Origin of the sequence: Amycolatopsis sp. NBC_00438 (genome assembly GCF_036026695.1) — a bacterium.
Lineage (GTDB): Bacteria > Actinomycetota > Actinomycetes > Mycobacteriales > Pseudonocardiaceae > Amycolatopsis.
This window is the reverse complement of sequence record NZ_CP107923.1, coordinates 7231360-7249788: the sequence shown is the minus strand read 5'-3', so window position 1 is coordinate 7249788 and position 18429 is coordinate 7231360. Positions and strand designations below refer to the sequence as shown.

General features: G+C 69.0%; 17 protein-coding genes. 10 read left to right on the top strand and 7 right to left on the bottom strand.

The window, feature by feature from the left end:
* Positions 1-7 precede the first annotated feature (7 nt).
* Positions 8-1009 carry an NADP-dependent oxidoreductase gene (locus tag OG494_RS32630; RefSeq protein WP_328445278.1) on the top strand — a complete coding sequence of 334 codons (1002 nt, stop codon included), beginning with the start codon at positions 8-10 and terminating at the stop codon, positions 1007-1009.
* Entirely contained in the window at positions 1006-1452 is a 447-nt protein-coding gene (locus OG494_RS32625; protein WP_328445276.1) for a winged helix-turn-helix transcriptional regulator, read from the top strand. The genes OG494_RS32630 and OG494_RS32625 overlap by 4 nt, the downstream gene beginning before the upstream one ends.
* Here the strand turns inward: OG494_RS32625 and OG494_RS32620 are convergent.
* Complete coding sequence (locus OG494_RS32620) at positions 1449-2699, bottom strand: D-alanyl-D-alanine carboxypeptidase family protein (protein WP_328445274.1); 1251 nt, start codon at positions 2697-2699, stop codon at positions 1449-1451. The genes OG494_RS32625 and OG494_RS32620 overlap by 4 nt on opposite strands.
* Positions 2700-2742: 43 nt before the next feature.
* On the opposite strand from OG494_RS32620, the gene OG494_RS32615 reads away from it, so the two are divergent.
* Both OG494_RS32615 and OG494_RS32610 read left to right on the top strand, forming a co-directional pair.
* Entirely contained in the window at positions 2743-2979 is a 237-nt protein-coding gene (locus tag OG494_RS32615; RefSeq protein ID WP_328445272.1) for an SCO4848 family membrane protein, read from the top strand.
* Positions 2980-3054: 75 nt separating this feature from the next.
* Positions 3055-4449, top strand: a complete 1395-nt coding sequence (locus OG494_RS32610; RefSeq protein ID WP_328445270.1) for a S8 family peptidase — start codon at positions 3055-3057, stop codon at positions 4447-4449.
* A gap of 55 nt (positions 4450-4504) precedes the next feature.
* Here OG494_RS32610 and OG494_RS32605 read toward each other — a convergent pair whose 3' ends face one another.
* The 5 genes from OG494_RS32605 to sdhC all read right to left on the bottom strand — a co-directional run bounded on the left by OG494_RS32605 (position 4505) and on the right by sdhC (position 9043).
* On the bottom strand, positions 4505-5386 hold the full coding sequence (locus OG494_RS32605) for a hypothetical protein (protein ID WP_328445268.1): 882 nt from the start codon (positions 5384-5386) through the stop codon (positions 4505-4507).
* Between the two features lie 254 nt (positions 5387-5640).
* Complete coding sequence (locus OG494_RS32600) at positions 5641-6411, bottom strand: succinate dehydrogenase iron-sulfur subunit (protein ID WP_328445266.1); 771 nt, start codon at positions 6409-6411, stop codon at positions 5641-5643.
* Positions 6411-8165, bottom strand: coding sequence for a succinate dehydrogenase flavoprotein subunit (sdhA, locus tag OG494_RS32595; RefSeq protein WP_328445264.1), 1755 nt, complete (start codon positions 8163-8165; stop codon positions 6411-6413). The genes OG494_RS32600 and sdhA overlap by 1 nt, the downstream gene beginning before the upstream one ends.
* A gap of 19 nt (positions 8166-8184) precedes the next feature.
* On the bottom strand, positions 8185-8598 hold the full coding sequence (locus OG494_RS32590) for a succinate dehydrogenase hydrophobic membrane anchor subunit (RefSeq protein ID WP_247060758.1): 414 nt from the start codon (positions 8596-8598) through the stop codon (positions 8185-8187).
* Position 8599: 1 nt separating this feature from the next.
* Complete coding sequence (gene sdhC / locus OG494_RS32585) at positions 8600-9043, bottom strand: succinate dehydrogenase, cytochrome b556 subunit (protein WP_086861784.1); 444 nt, start codon at positions 9041-9043, stop codon at positions 8600-8602.
* Positions 9044-10172: 1129 nt separating this feature from the next.
* Between sdhC and OG494_RS32580 the strand changes: the two genes are divergently transcribed.
* The 6 genes from OG494_RS32580 to OG494_RS32555 all read left to right on the top strand — a co-directional run bounded on the left by OG494_RS32580 (position 10173) and on the right by OG494_RS32555 (position 17058).
* A complete protein-coding gene (locus OG494_RS32580; RefSeq protein ID WP_328445255.1) occupies positions 10173-11315 on the top strand; it encodes a BMP family lipoprotein in 1143 nt (380 codons plus the stop codon).
* A gap of 80 nt (positions 11316-11395) precedes the next feature.
* The gene (locus OG494_RS32575) at positions 11396-12985 is read left to right on the top strand and encodes an ABC transporter ATP-binding protein (RefSeq protein WP_328445254.1); all 1590 of its coding nucleotides are present in this window, start codon (positions 11396-11398) and stop codon (positions 12983-12985) included.
* Positions 12982-14070: an ABC transporter permease gene (locus tag OG494_RS32570; protein WP_328445253.1), complete on the top strand. Its 1089-nt coding sequence runs from the start codon at positions 12982-12984 to the stop codon at positions 14068-14070. Before OG494_RS32575 ends, OG494_RS32570 begins: the two co-directional genes overlap by 4 nt.
* On the top strand, positions 14070-15347 hold the full coding sequence (locus tag OG494_RS32565) for an ABC transporter permease (protein ID WP_328445252.1): 1278 nt from the start codon (positions 14070-14072) through the stop codon (positions 15345-15347). The genes OG494_RS32570 and OG494_RS32565 overlap by 1 nt, the downstream gene beginning before the upstream one ends.
* Entirely contained in the window at positions 15347-15748 is a 402-nt protein-coding gene (locus tag OG494_RS32560) for a cytidine deaminase (protein WP_442874305.1), read from the top strand. The genes OG494_RS32565 and OG494_RS32560 overlap by 1 nt, the downstream gene beginning before the upstream one ends.
* Before the next feature lie 26 nt (positions 15749-15774).
* A complete protein-coding gene (locus OG494_RS32555) occupies positions 15775-17058 on the top strand; it encodes a thymidine phosphorylase (RefSeq protein WP_328459091.1) in 1284 nt (427 codons plus the stop codon).
* A gap of 181 nt (positions 17059-17239) precedes the next feature.
* Here OG494_RS32555 and OG494_RS32550 read toward each other — a convergent pair whose 3' ends face one another.
* Complete coding sequence (locus OG494_RS32550; RefSeq protein ID WP_326955989.1) at positions 17240-18364, bottom strand: PA containing protein; 1125 nt, start codon at positions 18362-18364, stop codon at positions 17240-17242.
* Positions 18365-18429: the final 65 nt, after the last annotated feature.

The following is an 18429-nucleotide window of genomic DNA, read 5'->3' as shown; positions in this document are numbered from 1 at the left end:
GAGCCCCGTGCCCGTCAACGCCCAGTACCGCCTCGCCGCCCGCCCGTCCGGCCTGCCGAAGGACGAAGACTGGCAGTACACCGAGGACGCCGTCCCGTCGCCCGGTGACGGCGAGTTCCTCGTCGAGGTCCGGTACCTCTCGCTGGACCCGGCGATGCGCACCTGGATGAACCCGGGCCGGTCGTACGTGCCGCCGGTCGGGATCGGCGAGGTCATGCGCGCGGCCGGGATCGCGGAGGTCGTCGAGTCGAACCACCCCGGGTTCAAGGCCGGGCAGAGTGTGTTCGGCACGTTCGGCGTGCAGAACTTCGCCGTCTCGGACGGCAAGGGCGTCCAGGTCGTCGACACGTCACTCGCCCCGGCGCCGACGTTCCTCGGGACGCTCGGCATCAGCGGGATCACCGCGTACTTCGGGCTTTTCGACGTCGGCCGCCCGGAGCCGGGCCAGACCGTCGTGGTGTCGGCCGCGGCCGGGTCGGTCGGCATCGTCACCGGCCAGCTCGCGAAGATCCACGGCTGCCGCGTCGTCGGCATCGCCGGCGGGACGGAGAAGTGCCGGACGCTGGTCGAGGAGTACGGCTTCGACGCCGCCGTCGACCACCGAGCCGGGAACCTCCGCGCGGACCTGAAGGAACACGCGCCCGGCGGGATCGACGTCTTCTTCGACAACGTCGGCGGCGAAGTCCTCGAAGCGGCCCTCGCCCGGCTCGCGCGCGGCGCCCGGATCGTGCTGAGCGGCGCGGTTTCGCAGTACAACAGCACCGAGGGCCCGCGTGGTCCGGCCAACTACATGCAGCTGCTGGTGCAGCGCGCGTCCATGACCGGGTTCGTTTTCTCCGACTACGCCGACCGGTACCCCGAAGCGATCGAAGCGCTGGCCGGGTGGGTGCGCGAAGGCAAGCTGAAGGCGCGCGAAGACGTCGTCACCGGCGGGATCGCGAAGTTCCCGGAGACGCTGCTCAAGCTGTTCCGCGGCGAGAACACCGGCAAGCTGGTGCTGGCGCTGTGACGGATCTCCGGCACCGGTTCACGGCGGACTCGGTCGGCCGGGCGCTCGACCTGGTCGGCGAGCGGTGGAGCCTGCTGATCCTGCGCGAGTCCTTCTTCGGCGTGCGGCGCTACGGCGAGTTCGCGCGCAACCTGTCGATCCCGCGCCCGACGTTGTCCGCGCGGCTGAAGACGCTGGCCGAGGCGGGCGTGCTGGCGCGTGTCGAAGAAGTACCGGACCGGCCGGAGTACCACCTGACGCAGGCCGGCCGGGACCTGTTCGGCGCCGTCGTCACGCTCATGCAGTGGGGCGACAAGCACCTCGCCGGGCCGGACGGGCCGCCAATCCTGTTGCGGCACAACGACTGCGGCGAAATCGCCGAGACGTACGTCGCCTGCGGGCACTGCGGTGGCGCGATCACCACCGACAAGGTGACCCCCGAGCCCGGGCCCGCGTTCCGCTAGTTCCCGGCGGCCTTCTTGCGCTGGTGCCCGACCACGAACGCGCCGACGATGATCAGGAACACCACGAGCGTGATGATCCAGCCGGTGACGCCGAACGGGTCGTCCTTGGCGGCCGCCGAGGTGGACGTGCCGCTGTTGGTCGCGGTGCTGCCGTCCGGGAGGATCGTCGGTTCGCCGCCCTCGGGCGTCGCGGCGGGGGCCTGGTAGGTGATCTGGCCGACCGGCTGGGCGTGGTCGGCTTCCAGCGCGAAGCCGTAGTCGAGCAGCTTCCCGGCCTGGTCGACGACCTTGGTCGGCTTCTGCTCGGCCCGCAGCATGACGACGGCGAGCCGCTTGCCCTTCTGCTGCGCCGCGCCGACGTAGGTGTGGCGGGCGTCGTCGGTGAAGCCGGTCTTGCCGCCGAGGAAACCCGGGTAGACGCCGAGCAGCTTGTTGTCGTTGAAGACCGGGATGGCCGGCTTGCCGCCGGTCGCCGGGATCTCGAAGTTCTTCGTCGCGACGGCCTTCGCGAACTCCGGCTGCTTCATCGCGTAGTGGAAGATCAGGCTCAGGTCGTAGGCCGACGTCGACATGCCCGGCCCGTCCAGCCCCGACGGCGTCGCCGCGCGGGTGTCGAGGGCGCCGACGCGGACGGCCATCGCGTTCATCTTCGTCACCGCGGCGTCGACCCCGCCGAGCGCCGTGGCGAACGCGTGGGCGGCGTCGTTGCCGGAGTGCATCAGCAGGCCGTGCAGCAGCTGGTCGACGGTGTAGCTCCCGCCGGCGACGATGCCGACGCAGGTGCACTCCTGCTCGGCGTCCTCCTTCGTCGCGACGAGCACCTGCTCCGGCTTGAGCTGGGTGACGACGACGAGCGCGAGCAGCGTCTTGATCAGCGACGCCGGCCGCTGCCGGGCGTGCGGGTCCTTCGCCGCGATGACCGCGCCGGTGTCGAGGTCCTGCACCAGCCAGGACGCCGCGGTGTTGCCGTCCGGCGGGTTGAGCGCGCCGTCCGGGGTGATGAGGCCGCACTCGGCCAGCCGCGGGCCGCCGACGGGGGCGGCGGGCACGGCGAGCGGCTGTGGCGCCACCCGTCCGGGCGCCGGTTTCTCGGACGTGTCGACCGCGGGCGGCGGCGCTTGGTGGTTCGCGCACTGCGCGCCCTGCGGCGGCGCGGCGGCCGCGAGGACCGGCGTGCTCAGGGCCAGCAGACCGGCGGTGAGCGTCGTCGTGAAGACCTTGAGCGACCGGGAGACAACAGAGTGCACCCACGCAATCTAGCGCCGATGCGGCCCGCGCATACTCAGGGGCATGCGGATTTCCAAGCGCACCTCGATGTTCCTGCTGGCCTTCGGCGTGTGGTCGTGGATCATCTGGATCACCTTCGCCAAGAACCTGTGGGCGAGCGACCAGTCCTGGACGCCGGACGGCTCGCCGACCGCGTACTTCGTGGTGCACGCGGTGCTGACGGTCGTGTCGTTCGTGCTGGGCACGCTCATCGGGATCCTGGGCTGGCGCGGCGTCCGGGCGTCGCGGGTCGCCGCCTGAGGGTTGTCCACCTTTGGTCGGTGGCGCCCGGTTTCGGGCTGGCTTAGGTTGGCGCCACCGAATCATGGAGGTGGAATGTCCCGTTTACGCCGAATGGCGGCTCCGCTGGCGCTGGTCGTCGGAGGTGGCCTGCTGGCCGCCGCGCCGGCCGCCGAGGCCGCCCCGGTCGCCTGTGACACCACGAGCACGGCCTACACGTACGTCGTGACCTACCAGCCGGGCACGCGCGCGTCGGCCGTCGACAAGGAGCTGGCCGCGAAGTGCGGCACCAAGGTGGCGTACTACGGCGAGATCGGCGTCGCGATCGCGAGCTCGCGCAACGCGGACTTCCAGCAGAAGATCGGCGTCTACCGGGCTTACTCGGGCGGCAAGGACGTGGCTTCGGCCGGTGCCGCCCGGTCCTCGTTGGGGGCGGTCCGGACGCTGGAGGACACCCAGTCGGTGGCCGCCGCGGGTGACCTGTCGGCGCAGCAGTGGGACATGAAGGCGATCCACGCGCCGGAGGCGAACAAGAAGTACCAGGGCAGCCGTTCGGTGACGGTCGGCGTCCTGGACTCGGGCATCGACGCCACGCACCCGGCCCTTCGCGCCGCGGTTTCCCCCTCGGAGTCGGCGGGCTGCATCACGGGCGCGCCGGACCTGACGCCGGCGTCGTGGGCCCCGACGACGTCCGACCACGGCACGCACGTGGCGGGCACGATCGCGGGCAAGGACCCGGCGGCGGGCTTCACGGGCATCGCGCCGGGTGTTCGTCTGGCGTCGGTGAAGGTGGTCAACGACGACGGCTATATCTTCCCGGAGTCGGCGGTCTGCGGCTTCGTCTGGGCGGCGAAGCACGGCTTCCCGGTGACGAACAACAGCTACTACATCGACCCGGGCATGTTCTTCTGCTCCCGCGAACCGGGCGACGCGGCGGCGTACGAAGCGGTCCGCCGCGCGATCACCTACTCGACGCACCACGGGGTCCTGAACGTCTCGGCGGCGGGCAACTCGGGCTTCGACACGACGTCGCAGACCACGGACCCGAACCGCCCCCACCCGGTGGACAAGTCGTGCGGCATCTTGCCCAAGGCGATCGACGGGGTGGTGACGGTGTCGTCGGTGGGCTACGCGGGCACGAAGTCGTCGTTCAGCAACTACGGCTCGATCGACGTCACGGCCCCCGGCGGCGACTTCTCGCAGACCCCGCCCACCGGCGAGGGCCCGTCCTGCCCGCTGTCTTCAACGGTCTTCGGCGGCCAGTACGGCTCGAAGTGCGGCACATCGATGGCCTCCCCGCACGCGGCGGGCGTCGCGGCCTTGCTGGCTTCGCGCTTCCGCGGCATCCCACCGCAGCTGCTGTCCCGTTTCCTGACGGGCGAGGCGGACCCGGTGGCCTGCCCCACGGCCGAAGCAACGTGCTCGGGCCCGACCCGAGACAACTCGTACTACGGCCACGGCCTGGTCAACGCCCTAGACGCCGTCCGCTAACCCTCCATAGCCGTGAAGGCCTCCTTGAGGGACTCTATGTCCCTCAAGGAGGCCTTCACGGACAGTCGGGTGATTTCTCGATCAACGAGACGGTGGGGCGGGTGCGCGCCGAGGCCACGCGGTGAGCAGAGCGAAGTTCCTCCAGTACGCGGCCGGGCTCGTCCCGAAGTTGCGAGGGAAGTGTCTGGACGACGGTGATGCCGGCCGCCGTGTAGCGGTTGTTCCGCTGGAGGGTCCGCGCGTAGCCGTCTCGATAGAAGTGAAAGTCGACCGAATCGATCTCCCAGGCCAGCGCGACCTCATCCCACCAGCCGTCCGGTCGGCCGACATAGCAGCCCGCTTCGTCGCGGACTTCGGCGTTCCAATGGCTCGGAGGCACCGGCAGCTGGCTGCTCAGCTTCTTCGCTCGTGCCTCGGCAATCGATCTGAGGTCCGCCCATTCGGCCAGCAGGCGGCGAGGCATAGCGGTTCCACGTTTGCTCCCATGATTCAGCTCGGTACCGATCGAATCCGGGGAACAGCGACCACGCTGGACTGCTTCGACCAAAAGTTTGCCGATCGGTTCCTCGGCACGAACCCGCCGGGCCGCGTCAGTGGTCGCGCGGGCGAGTGGTGCGAGAGGAATGCCTTCTCGGACCCAAGGACTCGGCAACCTGACTGTTCGTTCAATCGTGACGAACTCGCTGCTGCGAACCTTGACCTGATGCGGGATGAGGACGTGCACATCGCCAGCCGGGAACTCACTGGGCATATGGAGACCGTACCGGCGGCACGCTTCAACGCCGGTGACCACTGATTGCGGTCCGCCGTAGAGCAACGCTGCGATGACCAGTTCTCGTCTGGTCGGCTCCGTGTTGTGCAGCAGGATGATCCCTGGCAGTAACCGTTGCCAGGGGCCTCCGGGTAGGCACCTCCTGTAGATGACCTTGCTGCTCATCTCAAGTGATTCGAGGGTGAGTGCCCGGACCACGCCCTCGCGACTTTGGTGTCTGAGCAGTTCGGGGTACTCAGCCCATCTTCCCCTTTTAGGCACATTCCGATGGTGAGTCAAGTGCGTGGCTCGACGCCAGAGCTGCTCGACGCCCCTGTGGATAACCCACCTGTTGTGGATAACTCCAGAAATCCGTGAAGGCCTCCTTGAGGGACTCTAAGTCCCTCAAGGAGGCCTTCACGGACGTTGGACGGCAGGGCTCAGACGCGCTTGAAGAGCAGGGCTCGTTTTACTTCCTGGATTGCCTTTGTCACCTGGATACCCCGGGGGCAGGCGTCCGTGCAGTTGAACGTCGTGCGGCAGCGCCACACACCTTCGCCGTCGTTCAGGATGTCCAGGCGCTCCTCCGCCCCCTCGTCGCGGGAGTCGAAGATGAAGCGGTGGGCGTTCACGATCGCCGCCGGGCCGAAGTACGAGCCGTCGTTCCAGTACACCGGGCACGAAGACGTGCAGCACGCGCACAGGATGCACTTCGTGGTGTCGTCGAACCGGTCGCGGTCGGCCTGCGACTGGATGCGCTCGCGCGTCGGCTCGTTGCCGTACGTGATCAGGTACGGCTTGATCGCGCGGTACGCCTCGAAGAACGGGTCCATGTCGACGTAGAGGTCCTTCAACGTCGTCAGGCCCTTGATCGGGGCGATCGTGATCGTCGTCGGCTTGCCCGACGACGACAGCAGGTCCTTCATCAGGACCTTGCAGGCCAAGCGGTTGATGCCGTTGATCTGCATCGCGTCCGAACCACACACGCCGTGAGCGCACGAGCGGCGGAACGAGAACGTGCCGTCGAGGTAGTCCTTGACGTAGAACAGCAGGTTCAGCAGGCGGTCGGTGCGCTGCGCCGGGACCTCGTAGGACTCCCAGTGCGGCTCCGAATCCACCTCCGGGTTGAACCGGAGGATCTTCAGCGTGACCGTGATCGGGGTGTGCTCGTCGGAAGCGGAAGACGAGGGAGCTTCGGCAATGGCAGTCATCAGTACTTCCGCTCCATCGGTTCGTAGCGGGTGAAGGTGACCGGCTTGTAGTCGAGCCGGATGTCGGAAGCAAGATCGGAACCCTGCTTGTAGGCCATCGTGTGCCGCATGAAGTTCGTGTCGTCGCGGGTCGGGTAGTCCTCGCGCGCGTGGCCGCCGCGGGACTCCTTGCGCGCGATCGCGCCGACGATCAGCACCTCGGCCAGCTCCAGCAGGAAGCCCAGCTCGACGGCCTCGAGCAGGTCGGTGTTGTACCGCTTGCCCTTGTCCGACACGGTGATCCGCTCGTAGCGCGCCTTCAGCGCCTGGATGTCGGTCAGCGCCTGCTTCAGCGTGTCCTCGGTCCGGTACACCGACGCGTGCGAGTCCATCGTCTGCTGCATTTCCTTGCGGATGTCGGCGACGCGCTCGTCGCCGTGCTCCGACAGCAGGCCCGCCAGCTGCTCTTCGACCATCGTGGTCGGGTTCTCCGGCAGCTCGACGTGCTCGTGCGCCAGCGCGTACTCCGCGGCGGCGATGCCGGCGCGGCGGCCGAAGACGTTGATGTCCAGCAGCGAGTTCGTGCCCAGGCGGTTCGAGCCGTGCACGGACACGCACGCGACCTCGCCGGCGGCGTACAGGCCGGGGATGACGTTCTCGTTGTCCCGCAGCGCTTCGCCGTGGATGTTGGTCGGGATGCCGCCCATCACGTAGTGACAGGTCGGGAACACCGGCACCGGCTCCTTGACCGGGTCGACGCCCAGGTAGGTCCGGGAGAACTCCATGATGTCCGGGAGTTTCGCGTTCAGCGTCTCCTCGGGGATGTGCGTGACGTCCAGGACGACGTAGTCCTTGTTCGGCCCGCACCCGCGCCCCTGCAGCACTTCCTGCACCATCGAGCGCGCCACGATGTCGCGCGGCGCGAGGTCCTTGATGGTGGGGGCGTAGCGCTCCATGAACCGCTCGCCGGACGCGTTGCGCAGGATCCCTCCCTCGCCGCGGACGGCTTCGGAGATCAGGATGCCCAGGCCGGCGAGGCCGGTCGGGTGGAACTGGAAGAACTCCATGTCCTCCAGCGGCAGGCCCTTGCGGAAGATGATGCCGAGGCCGTCACCGGTGAGGGTGTGCGCGTTCGACGTCGTCTTGAAGATCTTGCCCGCGCCGCCGGTGGCCATCACGATCGACTTCGCCTGGAAGACGTGCAGCTCGCCGGTGGCCAGCTCGTAGGCGACGACGCCGGACGCGACCGGGTTGCCGTCCTCGTCCGGGCTGGTGACGAGGTCGAGCACGTAGAACTCGTTGAAGAACTCCGTGCCGTACTTGACGCAGTTCTGGTACAGCGTCTGCAGGATCATGTGCCCGGTGCGGTCCGCGGCGTAGCAGGCGCGGCGGACCGCGGCCTTGCCGTGGTCACGGGTGTGCCCGCCGAAGCGGCGCTGGTCGATCTTGCCCTCGGGCGTGCGGTTGAACGGCAGGCCCATCTTCTCGAGGTCGAGGACCGCGTCGATGGCCTCCTTCGCCATGATCTCCGCGGCGTCCTGGTCGACCAGGTAGTCGCCGCCCTTGATCGTGTCGAAGGTGTGCCACTCCCAGTTGTCCTCTTCGACGTTCGCCAGCGCGGCGCACATGCCGCCCTGGGCCGCGCCGGTGTGGGACCGGGTCGGGTAGAGCTTGGTGAGGACCGCCGTACGGGTGCGCTGGCCGGACTCGATGGCCGCGCGCATCCCGGCGCCGCCGGCGCCGACGATCACCACGTCGTACTTGTGGAACTGCATGGTGGGAGCTCTCCGGGCTTCAGTTCGCGGGCATGTTCGGGTCGAACGTGAAGATCACCATGGTGCCGACGGCCAGGATCAGGACCATGGACACGTACAGCAGGATCTTCAGCCAGAACCGCGTGCTGTCCTTGCGGGCGTAGTCGTCGATGATGGTGCGCAGCCCGTTGCCGCCGTGGATCTCGGCGAGCCAGAGCATCGCCAGGTCCCAGAACTGCCAGAACGGGGACGCCCAGCGGCCGGCGACGAAGCCCCAGTTGATCCGGTGCACCCCGCCGTCGAGGATGTTCATGATCAGCAGGTGGCCGAGCACCAGGATGATCAGCGCCAGGCCGGAGATCCGCATGAACAGCCAGCTGTAGAGCTCGAAGTTGCTGCGGCGGGCGGCGGGGCGCTTCGGGGCGCGGGGGTTCGCGAGGGCGAGGTCGGCCATGTCAGTTACCCCCGAAGAGCGTTTCGACGGTGCGCTTCAGCATGAAGAACGCACCGGGGACCATCACGACGACCCAGACCACGCCGATCACCCACAGCATCGCCTTCTGCAGCTTCGGGCCCTTCGACCAGAAGTCGACCAGCATGACGCGGATGCCGTTGAGCGCGTGGAACAGCACCGCGCCGACCAGGCCGACTTCCAGGAGGTTGACGATCGGGGTCTTGTAGGTCTCGATGACCTGGTCGTACGTGTTCGGCGACACGCGCACCAGCGCGGTGTCGAGCACGTGCACGAACAGGAAGAAGAATGTGAGCACGCCGGTGATGCGGTGCAGCACCCAGGACCACATGCCGGGGTCGCCCCGGTAGAAGGTCCCCTGCCGGCGTGAGGCACCCGCCCGATCGCTCGCTCCTGCCTCAGTGGCAGTGCTCGCCGTGGTGGACATCGGTGAACGGCCTCCAACGTCTGACTTGTGCCCGGGTGACCGGTGAGGTCCGCACTGATCGTCGCTGGTCCACTGGGCCAACTACGGCGGCAATGCCGAGATCAAAGGTCATCGAGCGTGGATGCAAGGGATGCTAGACCCGCTTCGGACGGACGGCTCACCTCCGGGTTCCCCTCTGTGATGGACCAGACACCGGAGTGGCGCGGAGCCACCCGGAGGTGTGGTCTGGAGCACACGGATGACGGCTTTCCGGGCGCCACAGCGGGTATCGGCTCTACCTGCGACGCTCGGGTCGCGATGTGGGCGCCGTCACAGCCGATCGAGGTCCACTGTGGACGCTGGGTGGCCGGGGCGCGGCCGGTTCGCTCGCTCGATGGACGCCCGGTCGGGTGATGGTCGCGAGTCGCGTGCCGCGCACGAACACGCACGAGGTTTCGGCGGGCTGCGTGGTGACCCGGGTCTGCGGAGGGCTGGGGTTGGTGAGCGCGGGGCGGCCCGGGCAGAGGTCGCCGGATGCGCAGGTGTCGGCGGGCAGTCGGGCCGGGCGCGAATCAAGGCGCGAGTGGTTCGGGCGGTGACCCGTTTTGCGGCGAGCTGGGGGTGGTGAGCGCGGGGCAGCGGAGGGTGGCGCCAGGTGTCGGCGGATGGCTGGGTGCCGGGTGCCGAGGGAGGCGCGGGTGGTTCCAGCGGGCGAGCCGGTGCCGGGTGCGCGAGTGGTTCCATCTGCCGTGAAAGCCGCGGCGGTGCCCCGCGCGGCGATCACCGACCGTGGTCCAGGCCCCGCGGCCGAGCGCCGCGTCCGGTCCTTGGGCCTATCGTCTCAGTGGGTGACCGTGCTGGCCGTCGATCACGGACGCCCGGCACAATCGGTGACGTCCGGCGGCATTTTGGCCGTCCCGACCCCCGCGAACCCGGCGAAAGTGGCGAGCGGTAAGCCCGATGATCACGTTGGGTGCACATCTCGTCGCGCGTGCGACTCGTGAGTAAACGTTTGTGTTACGTAGCGTGCCTTTCCTATGGCGCTTTCCTGTCCGTTGGGTACGGTCTGGCGGTCGACCCGGCAGTTGGGCCGGGACGCGCCCTTGACCATCCGCTGGATCAGCGGGGAGGGAGACACACGTTGCGTCGCATGCGTGGAACCGCGCTGGCCGCCGTGGCCATGGCCGGGGTGCTCACCCTGGCCGGGTGCGCCAAGGACTCGAGCGGTGGCAGCAGTAACAACAGTGCCGCGCCTTCGTCGGGCGGTTCGGACTGCGTGACCGCGCAGAAGCCGCCCGCGGCGCCCGCCGCCGCCTCCAGCAGCACCGCCGCCACCGGCAAGGTCGACGGCAGCCAGCTGAAGATCGGCCTGGCCTTCGACGTCGGCGGCCGGGGTGACGCGTCCTTCAACGACGCCGCCGCCGCGGGCACCGACAAGGCGAAGTCCGACCTGGGCGTGACGACGGTCAGCGAGAGCACCGCGTCCGCCAGCGAGGCCGAGTCGGCCAAGCAGCAGCGTCTCGACCAGATGGCCTCCTCGGGCCTGAACCCGATCGTCGCGGTCGGGTTCGCCTACGCGCCGTCGGTCAAGATCATCGCCGCGAAGTACCCGAACACCAAGTTCGCCATCGTCGACGACGACTCGATCACGCTGCCGAACGTGACGCCGCTGGTCTTCGCCGAGGAGCAGGGTTCGTTCCTGGCCGGCGTCGCCGCCGCGTACAAGAGCAAGAGCTGCCACATCGGCTTCGTCGGTGGTGTCAACACCCCGCTGATCCAGAAGTTCGAGGCGGGCTTCCTGCAGGGCGCGAAGACCGTTTCCAGCAAGATCAAGATCGAGGACGAGTACCTCACGCCGGCCGGTGACTTCTCCGGGTTCCAGGACCCGCCGAAGGGCAACGCGAAGGCGCAGGCCGAGATCGCCAAGGGCGCGGACGTCATCTACCACGCCGCCGGCGCCTCCGGTAAGGGTGTCTTCGACGCCGCCAAGTCGGGCAACGCGCTGGCCATCGGCGTCGACTCCGACCAGTACAACCAGAAGACCGTCGAGGCCGACAAGGACGTCATCATCACGTCCATGCTCAAGCGGGTCGACGTCGCGGTGTTCGACTACATCACGGCCGTCGCCAAGGGCGACCTGACGACCCTGCCGAAGCGGTTCGACCTCAAGGTCGACGGCGTCGGTTACTCCACCTCCGGTGGCAAGGTCGACGACATCAAGGACGTCCTGGACGGCTACAAGGCCCAGATCATCTCGGGCGCGATCACCGTTTCGGACAAGCCGCAGAAGTAACTGACAACGCGGGCAGGGCTCGGAGGGCAGGTGCCCTCCGAGCCCTCACGTGTTTTGACAGAGATGGAACTCTCCCGCCCATGAGCACTGCCGAGGCCCCGGCCGCGGCCGTCCCCGACCGGGGCGTGCCCGCCGTCCAGCTGACCGGGATCACCAAACGTTTCCCTGGCGTGGTGGCCAACTCCGACGTCAACCTCACCGTCGCCGCCGGCGAGGTGCACGCCATCTGTGGTGAGAACGGCGCCGGCAAGTCCACCCTGATGAAGATCCTCTACGGCATGCAGCCGCCGGACGAGGGCACCATCGCGATCAACGGCGACGAGGTGAAACTGCGCAACCCGCAGGACGCCATCCGCGCCGGCATCGGCATGGTGCACCAGCACTTCATGCTCGCCGACAACCTCACCGTCGGCGAGAACGTCTTCCTCGGCGCCGAGGGCCTGCACGGCATCGGCCGCGCCGCCCGCGCGCGGCTGGCCGAGCTCGCGCAGCGGACCGGCCTGCACGCCAAGCCGGACACGCTGCTCGAAGAGCTCGGCGTGGCCGACCGCCAGCGCGTCGAGATCGTCAAGGTGCTCTACCGCGGCGCCAAGATCATCATCCTGGACGAGCCGACCGCGGTGCTCGTGCCGCAGGAGGTCGACGCGCTCTTCGCGACGGTCCGGGAGATGAAGGCCGACGGGTACACCTTCCTCTTCATCTCGCACAAGCTCGACGAGGTGCGCGCGATCGCCGACACCGTCACGGTGATCCGGCGCGGCACCACCGTCGGCACGGCCGACCCCAAGACCATCACCTCGCGCCAGCTCGCCGAGATGATGGTCGGCTCCGAGCTGCCCAGCCCGGAGACCCGCGAGTCCACCGTCACCGACCGGGCCGTGCTGCGCCTGACCGGGCTGACGCTGGGGGCCGAGGGCTCCGACCGCAACGCGCTCGACGACGTCTCCTTCACCGTGCACGCGGGCGAGGTGCTCGGTGTCGCCGGCGTCGAGGGCAACGGCCAGACCGAGCTCGTCGAGACCATCATGGGCATGCGCAAGGCGTCCGGTGGCACCATCGAGCTCATTCATGAGACTGACACAGGCGCCAAGGCGCGCGACCTGACGAAGGCCGGCACGCTGGCGCGCCGCGAAGCGGGCATCGGCTACATCGCCGAGGACCGCACTCGCCACAGCCTGCTGCTCACCCAACCGTTGTGGGTCAACCGGATCCTCGGGTACCAGACCCGCGAACCGGTCTCCAAAGGACAGTTGCTCGACATCGCGGGCACGCGCGCGGACACCGAGCGGATCGTGCGCGAGTACGACGTCCGCACGCCGGGGATCGACGTCCCCGCCGCGGCGCTCTCCGGCGGCAACCAGCAGAAGCTGATCGTCGGGCGGGAGCTGTCCGGCAACCCGGTGCTGCTCATCGCCTCGCACCCGACCCGCGGTGTCGACGTCGGCGCGCAGGCGCTGATCTGGGAGAACATCCGCCAGGCGCGCGCCGCCGGCCTCGCCGTGCTGCTGATCTCGGCCGACCTCGACGAGCTCATCGGCCTGTCCGACACGATCCGCGTCATGCTGCGCGGGCGGCTCGTCAGCGAGGCCGACCCCGCCACCGTGACGCCGCAGGAACTGGGCTCGGCGATGACCGGCGCCGAAGACGACACGGCGGGTGACACAGAATGACTTCCTGGCGTACCAAACTGCTGCCACCGTTGCTGGCGATCGTGTTCGCCGTGCTGCTGTCGGCCATCGCGCTGATCATCTCGGGGGCCGACCCGCTCCAGGCGTACGGCACGATGATCGGCCAGATGTTCAAGGGCTCGACCTCGGTCGACACCGTGAACCTCGCGACCGTGTACTACCTGTCCGGGCTCGCGGTCGCCATCGGCTTCCAGATGAACCTCTTCAACATCGGTGTCGAGGGCCAGTACCGGTTCGCCGCGGTCGTCGCGGCCATCGTCGGCGGCGCGCTGAACCTGCCGCCGGTGATCCACACGCTGGTCATCATCATCGTCGCGGTCGTCGCCGGCGCCTTCTACGCGGCCATTCCGGCGGTCTTGAAGGTAACCCGCGGGGTGAGCGAGGTGATCGCGACGATCATGCTGAACTCGATCGTCGGCGGGATCATCGCCTTCCTCATCAACGCCGACCAGTTCGGCGTGCAGACCGGCAACAACATCGGGACGAAGGAGATCGCGCCGTCCGGCCGGATCCCCGGCATCCCGCTCGGCTCCGGCACGCTCTTCGGGTTCGTGATCATCGCGGCGATCATCGGTGCCGCCTACTGGTTCATGCTCAACCGCACGCGGTTCGGCTTCGAGCTCAAGGCGTCCGGCGAGTCGACCACCGCGGCCGCCGCGGGTGGCGTCAACGCCAAGAAGATGACGCTGATCGCGATGGTGCTCTCGGGCGGTGTCGCCGGCCTGGTCGCGATGCCCGAGCTGCTCGGCCGCGACTACACCTACGGCATCACCTCGACCCAGATGTACGGCTTCACCGGCATCGCGGTCGCGCTGCTGGGCCGCAACCACCCCGGCGGCATCGCGCTCGGCGCGCTGCTGTGGGCGTTCCTCGACACCTCGGCGGTGTCGCTGGAGCAGATCAACGTGTCCAAGGAGATCGCGACGATCATGCAGGGCATCATCGTGCTGTCGGTCGTCGTGGCGTACGAGATCGTGCGGCGTGCCGATCTGGCGGCCGAACAACGCAGAGTGGGCCGCGCACTGAGCGGCAAGAGCGCTTCGGTCGCCGGGGGAGGTGCCGTCTGATGGCCGTCACCGACGTTTCCCGGCCCGACGCGGGCAGCCCCGGCGCGATGCCGGTGCACCGCAAGCGATCCCGCATCCCCGGCTGGCTCCGCGGGGTCATCTGGGCCGTGATCGCCATCGCCGTCATCTCGACGGCGTCGTACTCCACCGGCGTCTCCGCGCTGACGTCGTCCAACACCGCGTCGACGGCCTTGCGCCTGGCGCTGCCGATCCTGCTGTGCGCGCTCGGCGGCCTCTGGGCCGAACGCGCCGGCGTCGTCAACATCGGTCTCGAGGGCATGATGATCCTCGGGACCTGGGGCGCCGCCTGGGGTTCGTACAACGGCGGGGTGTGGGCCGGCCTGCTGGCCGCGATCGCGTTCGGCGCGCTGGGCGGCCTGCTGCACGCGGTCGCGACGGTGACGTTCAACGTCAACCACATCGTCTCCGGCGTCGCGATCAACCTGCTGGGCCTCGGCGTCACGAAGTACCTGGCGAACCTGATCTTCGAGCCGATCTCCGGCAACCCGCGGCAGTCGCCGGTGGTGCCGAAGTTCGACACCTACTCCGCGAGCGGCCTCTCCGACTGGCTCGGTGACCTCGAAAAGGAGCAGCGTGTCGGGATCTCCGACGTCGCCGGCATCCTGCGCGGGCTCGTCACCGAGGTGGCGCCGCTGACGATGATCGCGATCGTCCTGGTACCGGTGAGCTTCTGGATCCTGTGGCGCACGCGCTTCGGCCTGCGGCTGCGCTCGTGCGGCGAGAACCCGGTGGCCGCGGAATCCCTCGGGGTCAACGTCTACCGGCACAAGTACGTCGCGATGCTGATCTCGGGCGCGTTCGCCGGGATGGGCGGCGCGTCGCTGGTGCTCCTGCGCGGCGGCGCGGACTACCTGGAGAACCAGACCAACGGCCGCGGCTACATCGGCCTCGCGGCGATGATCTTCGGCAACTGGCGCCCGGGCGGCCTCCTCGGCGGCGCGGCGCTGTTCGGCTACGCCGACGGCCTGCAGCTTTCCGGCGGCGGTGAAGCGGTGCTCGCGCTGCTGTACGGCGCGGTGATCCTGGTCGCCGTGATCGTCGTCGTGCAGCTGTTCCGCAAGCAGTGGATCGCGGCCGGGCTCGGCGTCGTCGGCGCCGGGATCCTGTACCTGATCTACTGGGCCAACGACACGCTGCCGTCGGACCTGATCCCGTACACCGCGCACTTCGTGACGCTGATCGTGCTCGCCGTCGCTTCGCAGCGGCTGCGGCCGCCGAAGGCCGACGGGCAGCCTTATCGGCGAGGTGAGGACTGATGACTTCCACTGTGTCCTCTGTGGACTGGGACGCGCTGCGTTCGAAGGCCATCGAAGCGGCTTCCCATGCGTACGCGCCTTATTCGGGCCTGCACGTCGGGGTCGCCGGGATCGTCGACGACGGCCGCGTGGTCATCGGCTGCAACGTCGAGAACGCGTCGTACGGGCTCGGGCTCTGCGCGGAGTGCACGATGGCCGGCCAGCTGCGGTTGTCCGGCGGCGGCAAGCTCGTCGCCGTCGCGTGCCGCAGCGGCGCGGGTGACCTGCTGATGCCGTGCGGGCGCTGCCGTCAGATCCTGTTCGAGCTGGGCGGTTCTCTTTGTTTGGTGGACACGCCCAGCGGCATCCTGCCGATGTCGGACGTGCTGCCGGACGCCTTCGGCCCGGAAGACCTGCCGTGAGCGAGCTTGCTAGCGAACCATCAGCACTGCGCGCGTTCTCGGCAGTAGACGTGATTCGTGCGAAGCGGGACGGCGGCCGGCTGTCCGACGAGCAGATCGACTGGGTCGTCGACGCCTACACCCACGGTGTGGTCGCCGAGGAGCAGATGTCGGCGCTGGCGATGGCGATCTTCCTGCGGGGTATGGACTCCGCGGAGATCTCGCGCTGGACCGGCGCGATGATCGCGTCGGGGGAGCGGCTGTCGCTCTCCGTCTCGCGGCCGACCGTCGACAAGCACTCGACGGGCGGTGTCGGCGACAAGATCACGCTGCCGCTCGCGCCGCTGGTGGCCGCGTGCGGTGCGGCGGTGCCGCAGCTGTCCGGGCGTGGGCTCGGGCACACCGGCGGCACGCTCGACAAGCTGGAGTCCATCCCCGGCTGGCGCGCTTCCCTGACCACAGCGGAGATCCAGGCCCAGCTGGAGGACGTCGGCGCGGTGGTCTGCGCGGCGACGTCCGGGCTGGCTCCGGCGGACAAGAAGCTGTACGCGCTGCGGGACGTCACCTCGACGGTCGAGTCGATCCCGCTGATCGCCAGCTCGATCATGAGCAAGAAGATCGCCGAAGGCGCGTCCGGGCTGGTCCTGGACGTGAAGTTCGGGTCCGGCGCGTTCATGAAGACGCTCGACCAGGCGCGCACGCTTGCCTCGACGTTGACCTCGATCGGCGTCGCGCACGGTGTGCCGACGACGGCGCTGCTGACCGACATGAACGTCCCGCTGGGCCGCGCGGTCGGCAACGCGGTCGAGGTCGCGGAGTCGGTTTCCGTCTTGCAGGGTGGTGGCCCGTCGGACGTCGTCGAGCTGACCCTGGCGCTGGCCCGGGAGATGCTGGCGCTGGCCGGTATTTCCGCGGATCCGGCGGCGGTGCTGGCGTCGGGCGAGGCGTACGAGACGTGGTGCCGGATGATCTCGGCCCAGGGCGGCGACCCGTCGGCGCCGTTGCCGAAGCCGTCGCACGTCCACACGGTGGTCGCCCCGGCTTCCGGGGTGCTGGCTTCGCTGGACGCGTACGCGGTGGGCGTCGCGTCGTGGCGGCTGGGCGCGGGCCGGGCCCGCAAGGAGGATCCGGTCCAGGCCGCGGCGGGCGTGCTGTGCCTGGCCAAGCCCGGCGAGCCCGTCACCGAGGGTGAGCCGCTGCTGGAACTGCACACGGACACGCCTTCCGCGGTCCCCGCGGCCCTGGCGGCCCTCGAAGGCGGCTTCACGGTGGCCTCCGCGGCCCCCGCCCCGTCGCCGATCGTCCGGGCGACGATCCACGGCACGGTGTGAGGATCATCGCGAAGATGATCACCCGACCGAGTGACCCCACGCGCATCTTTCCCTACGAAAGCTCAGCCTTGGGGCCCTCGAAGCGTCACTTTCTCTATGAAAGTGTTCCGGAGTGGTTACTCCGAAAATGAAAGAGGCCCCCACCGGGTGTACCCGGCGGGGGCCTCTTCGTGGGGCTTGCTTACTCTGTGGGCTCTTCCGGGCCTTCGCCCGGCTTGGCCTTGGCGTCGGCCGGCTTCGGGGCGCGGCCGTTGCGGGAGCTGCGACGCGGCTGGCGCGGGGCCGGCGGCGGGGGCGAGATCTGCTGCACGGCGGGGCCGCCGCCGAGCATGAGCTCCGCGAACGTCGCCATCGCTTCGTCGAGCTGGCCGCCGATGCGGCGGACGCTCTCGTCGTTGCTCTTGCGCACCAGCGAGTCGAGCGAGTCGGTGTCCGGCTGCTTGGACAGCGTGCCCTCGACCTTGGACAGCCCGGCCTTGAGCGCGCCGTCGAGGTCGCCGATGCCGGACAGGAAGCCGTCTTCCACCTTGTCGAGGCGGCCGGCCAGGTCGTCGAGGCGGGTGGTGACCGTCTCGAGGCGGTTGCCGAGCTTCTCCAGGCGGTCCGAGGCGTCGATCATCTCGCCGGTCTCGGTCAGCGCGACCTTGAGCGCCTCGGTGTTCGCGCCGATCCGCTCGCCAGTGACGCGGTCCAGCTCGCCGATCCGCTCCTGCGTGACGCGGCTCAGCTCGTCGACCTTGTTCCGCAGCTCGTGGTCGGCGTGGTCGACGCGGTCGCGCAGCGACGCCTCGCTCTGCTCGATCCGCTCGCGGACCGGGCCGAGCACCGACTGCGGGATCGAGTCGAGCTTCGCGTCCTGCTTGTCGAGGTGGCCGCCGACCTCGTCGATCCGGCGGTGGATGTTCTGGAGCTTGTCCTCGAGTCCGTCCATCCGGCCCGCGACGCCCTCGAAGCGCGAGGCCATGCCGTCGAGGCGGCCGTCGAGCTGCGCGAACGGCTTGGCCAGCTTGTCGACGATGCTCTCGACGGCGCGGGTCAGCGCGGCGATGGCGTTGTCCTGGGCCTCCAGCCGGGACATCGTCTCGTCGAGGCGCTCGGCCAGGACGCTGACCTCGGTGCGGTCGGGCATCTCGGAGAGCCGCTTGCGGACCGCGCCCAGCGAGTCCACCGGCGCGAGGCGGGCGTAGATGTCGTCGAGCGCGTCGAAGATCTGCTGCTGCTCGCTCTCACGCACTTCGGCCGCGCGCACCAGCATGTTGCGCATCCGGTCGAAGGACGGGGCGGCAATGTGGTTGTCAGTGGTCACTGCTGTGTGTCCTTCGTCGGCGGGGAAATGGAGGGACGTGCCACGAAGCTTAACGATTGCGAAAT

Coding starts and splice junctions, on each gene's coding strand:
- OG494_RS32615 (WP_328445272.1), top strand. CDS start 2,743: ATGCGGATTTCCAAGCGCACCTCGATGTTCCTGCTGGCCTTCGGCGTG.
- OG494_RS32610 (WP_328445270.1), top strand. CDS start 3,055: ATGTCCCGTTTACGCCGAATGGCGGCTCCGCTGGCGCTGGTCGTCGGA.
- OG494_RS32605 (WP_328445268.1), bottom strand. CDS start 5,386: ATGAGCAGCAAGGTCATCTACAGGAGGTGCCTACCCGGAGGCCCCTGG.
- OG494_RS32600 (WP_328445266.1), bottom strand. CDS start 6,411: ATGACTGCCATTGCCGAAGCTCCCTCGTCTTCCGCTTCCGACGAGCAC.
- sdhA (WP_328445264.1), bottom strand. CDS start 8,165: ATGCAGTTCCACAAGTACGACGTGGTGATCGTCGGCGCCGGCGGCGCC.
- OG494_RS32590 (WP_247060758.1), bottom strand. CDS start 8,598: ATGGCCGACCTCGCCCTCGCGAACCCCCGCGCCCCGAAGCGCCCCGCC.
- sdhC (WP_086861784.1), bottom strand. CDS start 9,043: ATGTCCACCACGGCGAGCACTGCCACTGAGGCAGGAGCGAGCGATCGG.
- OG494_RS32580 (WP_328445255.1), top strand. CDS start 10,173: ATGCGTGGAACCGCGCTGGCCGCCGTGGCCATGGCCGGGGTGCTCACC.
- OG494_RS32575 (WP_328445254.1), top strand. CDS start 11,396: ATGAGCACTGCCGAGGCCCCGGCCGCGGCCGTCCCCGACCGGGGCGTG.
- OG494_RS32570 (WP_328445253.1), top strand. CDS start 12,982: ATGACTTCCTGGCGTACCAAACTGCTGCCACCGTTGCTGGCGATCGTG.
- OG494_RS32565 (WP_328445252.1), top strand. CDS start 14,070: ATGGCCGTCACCGACGTTTCCCGGCCCGACGCGGGCAGCCCCGGCGCG.
- OG494_RS32560 (WP_442874305.1), top strand. CDS start 15,347: ATGACTTCCACTGTGTCCTCTGTGGACTGGGACGCGCTGCGTTCGAAG.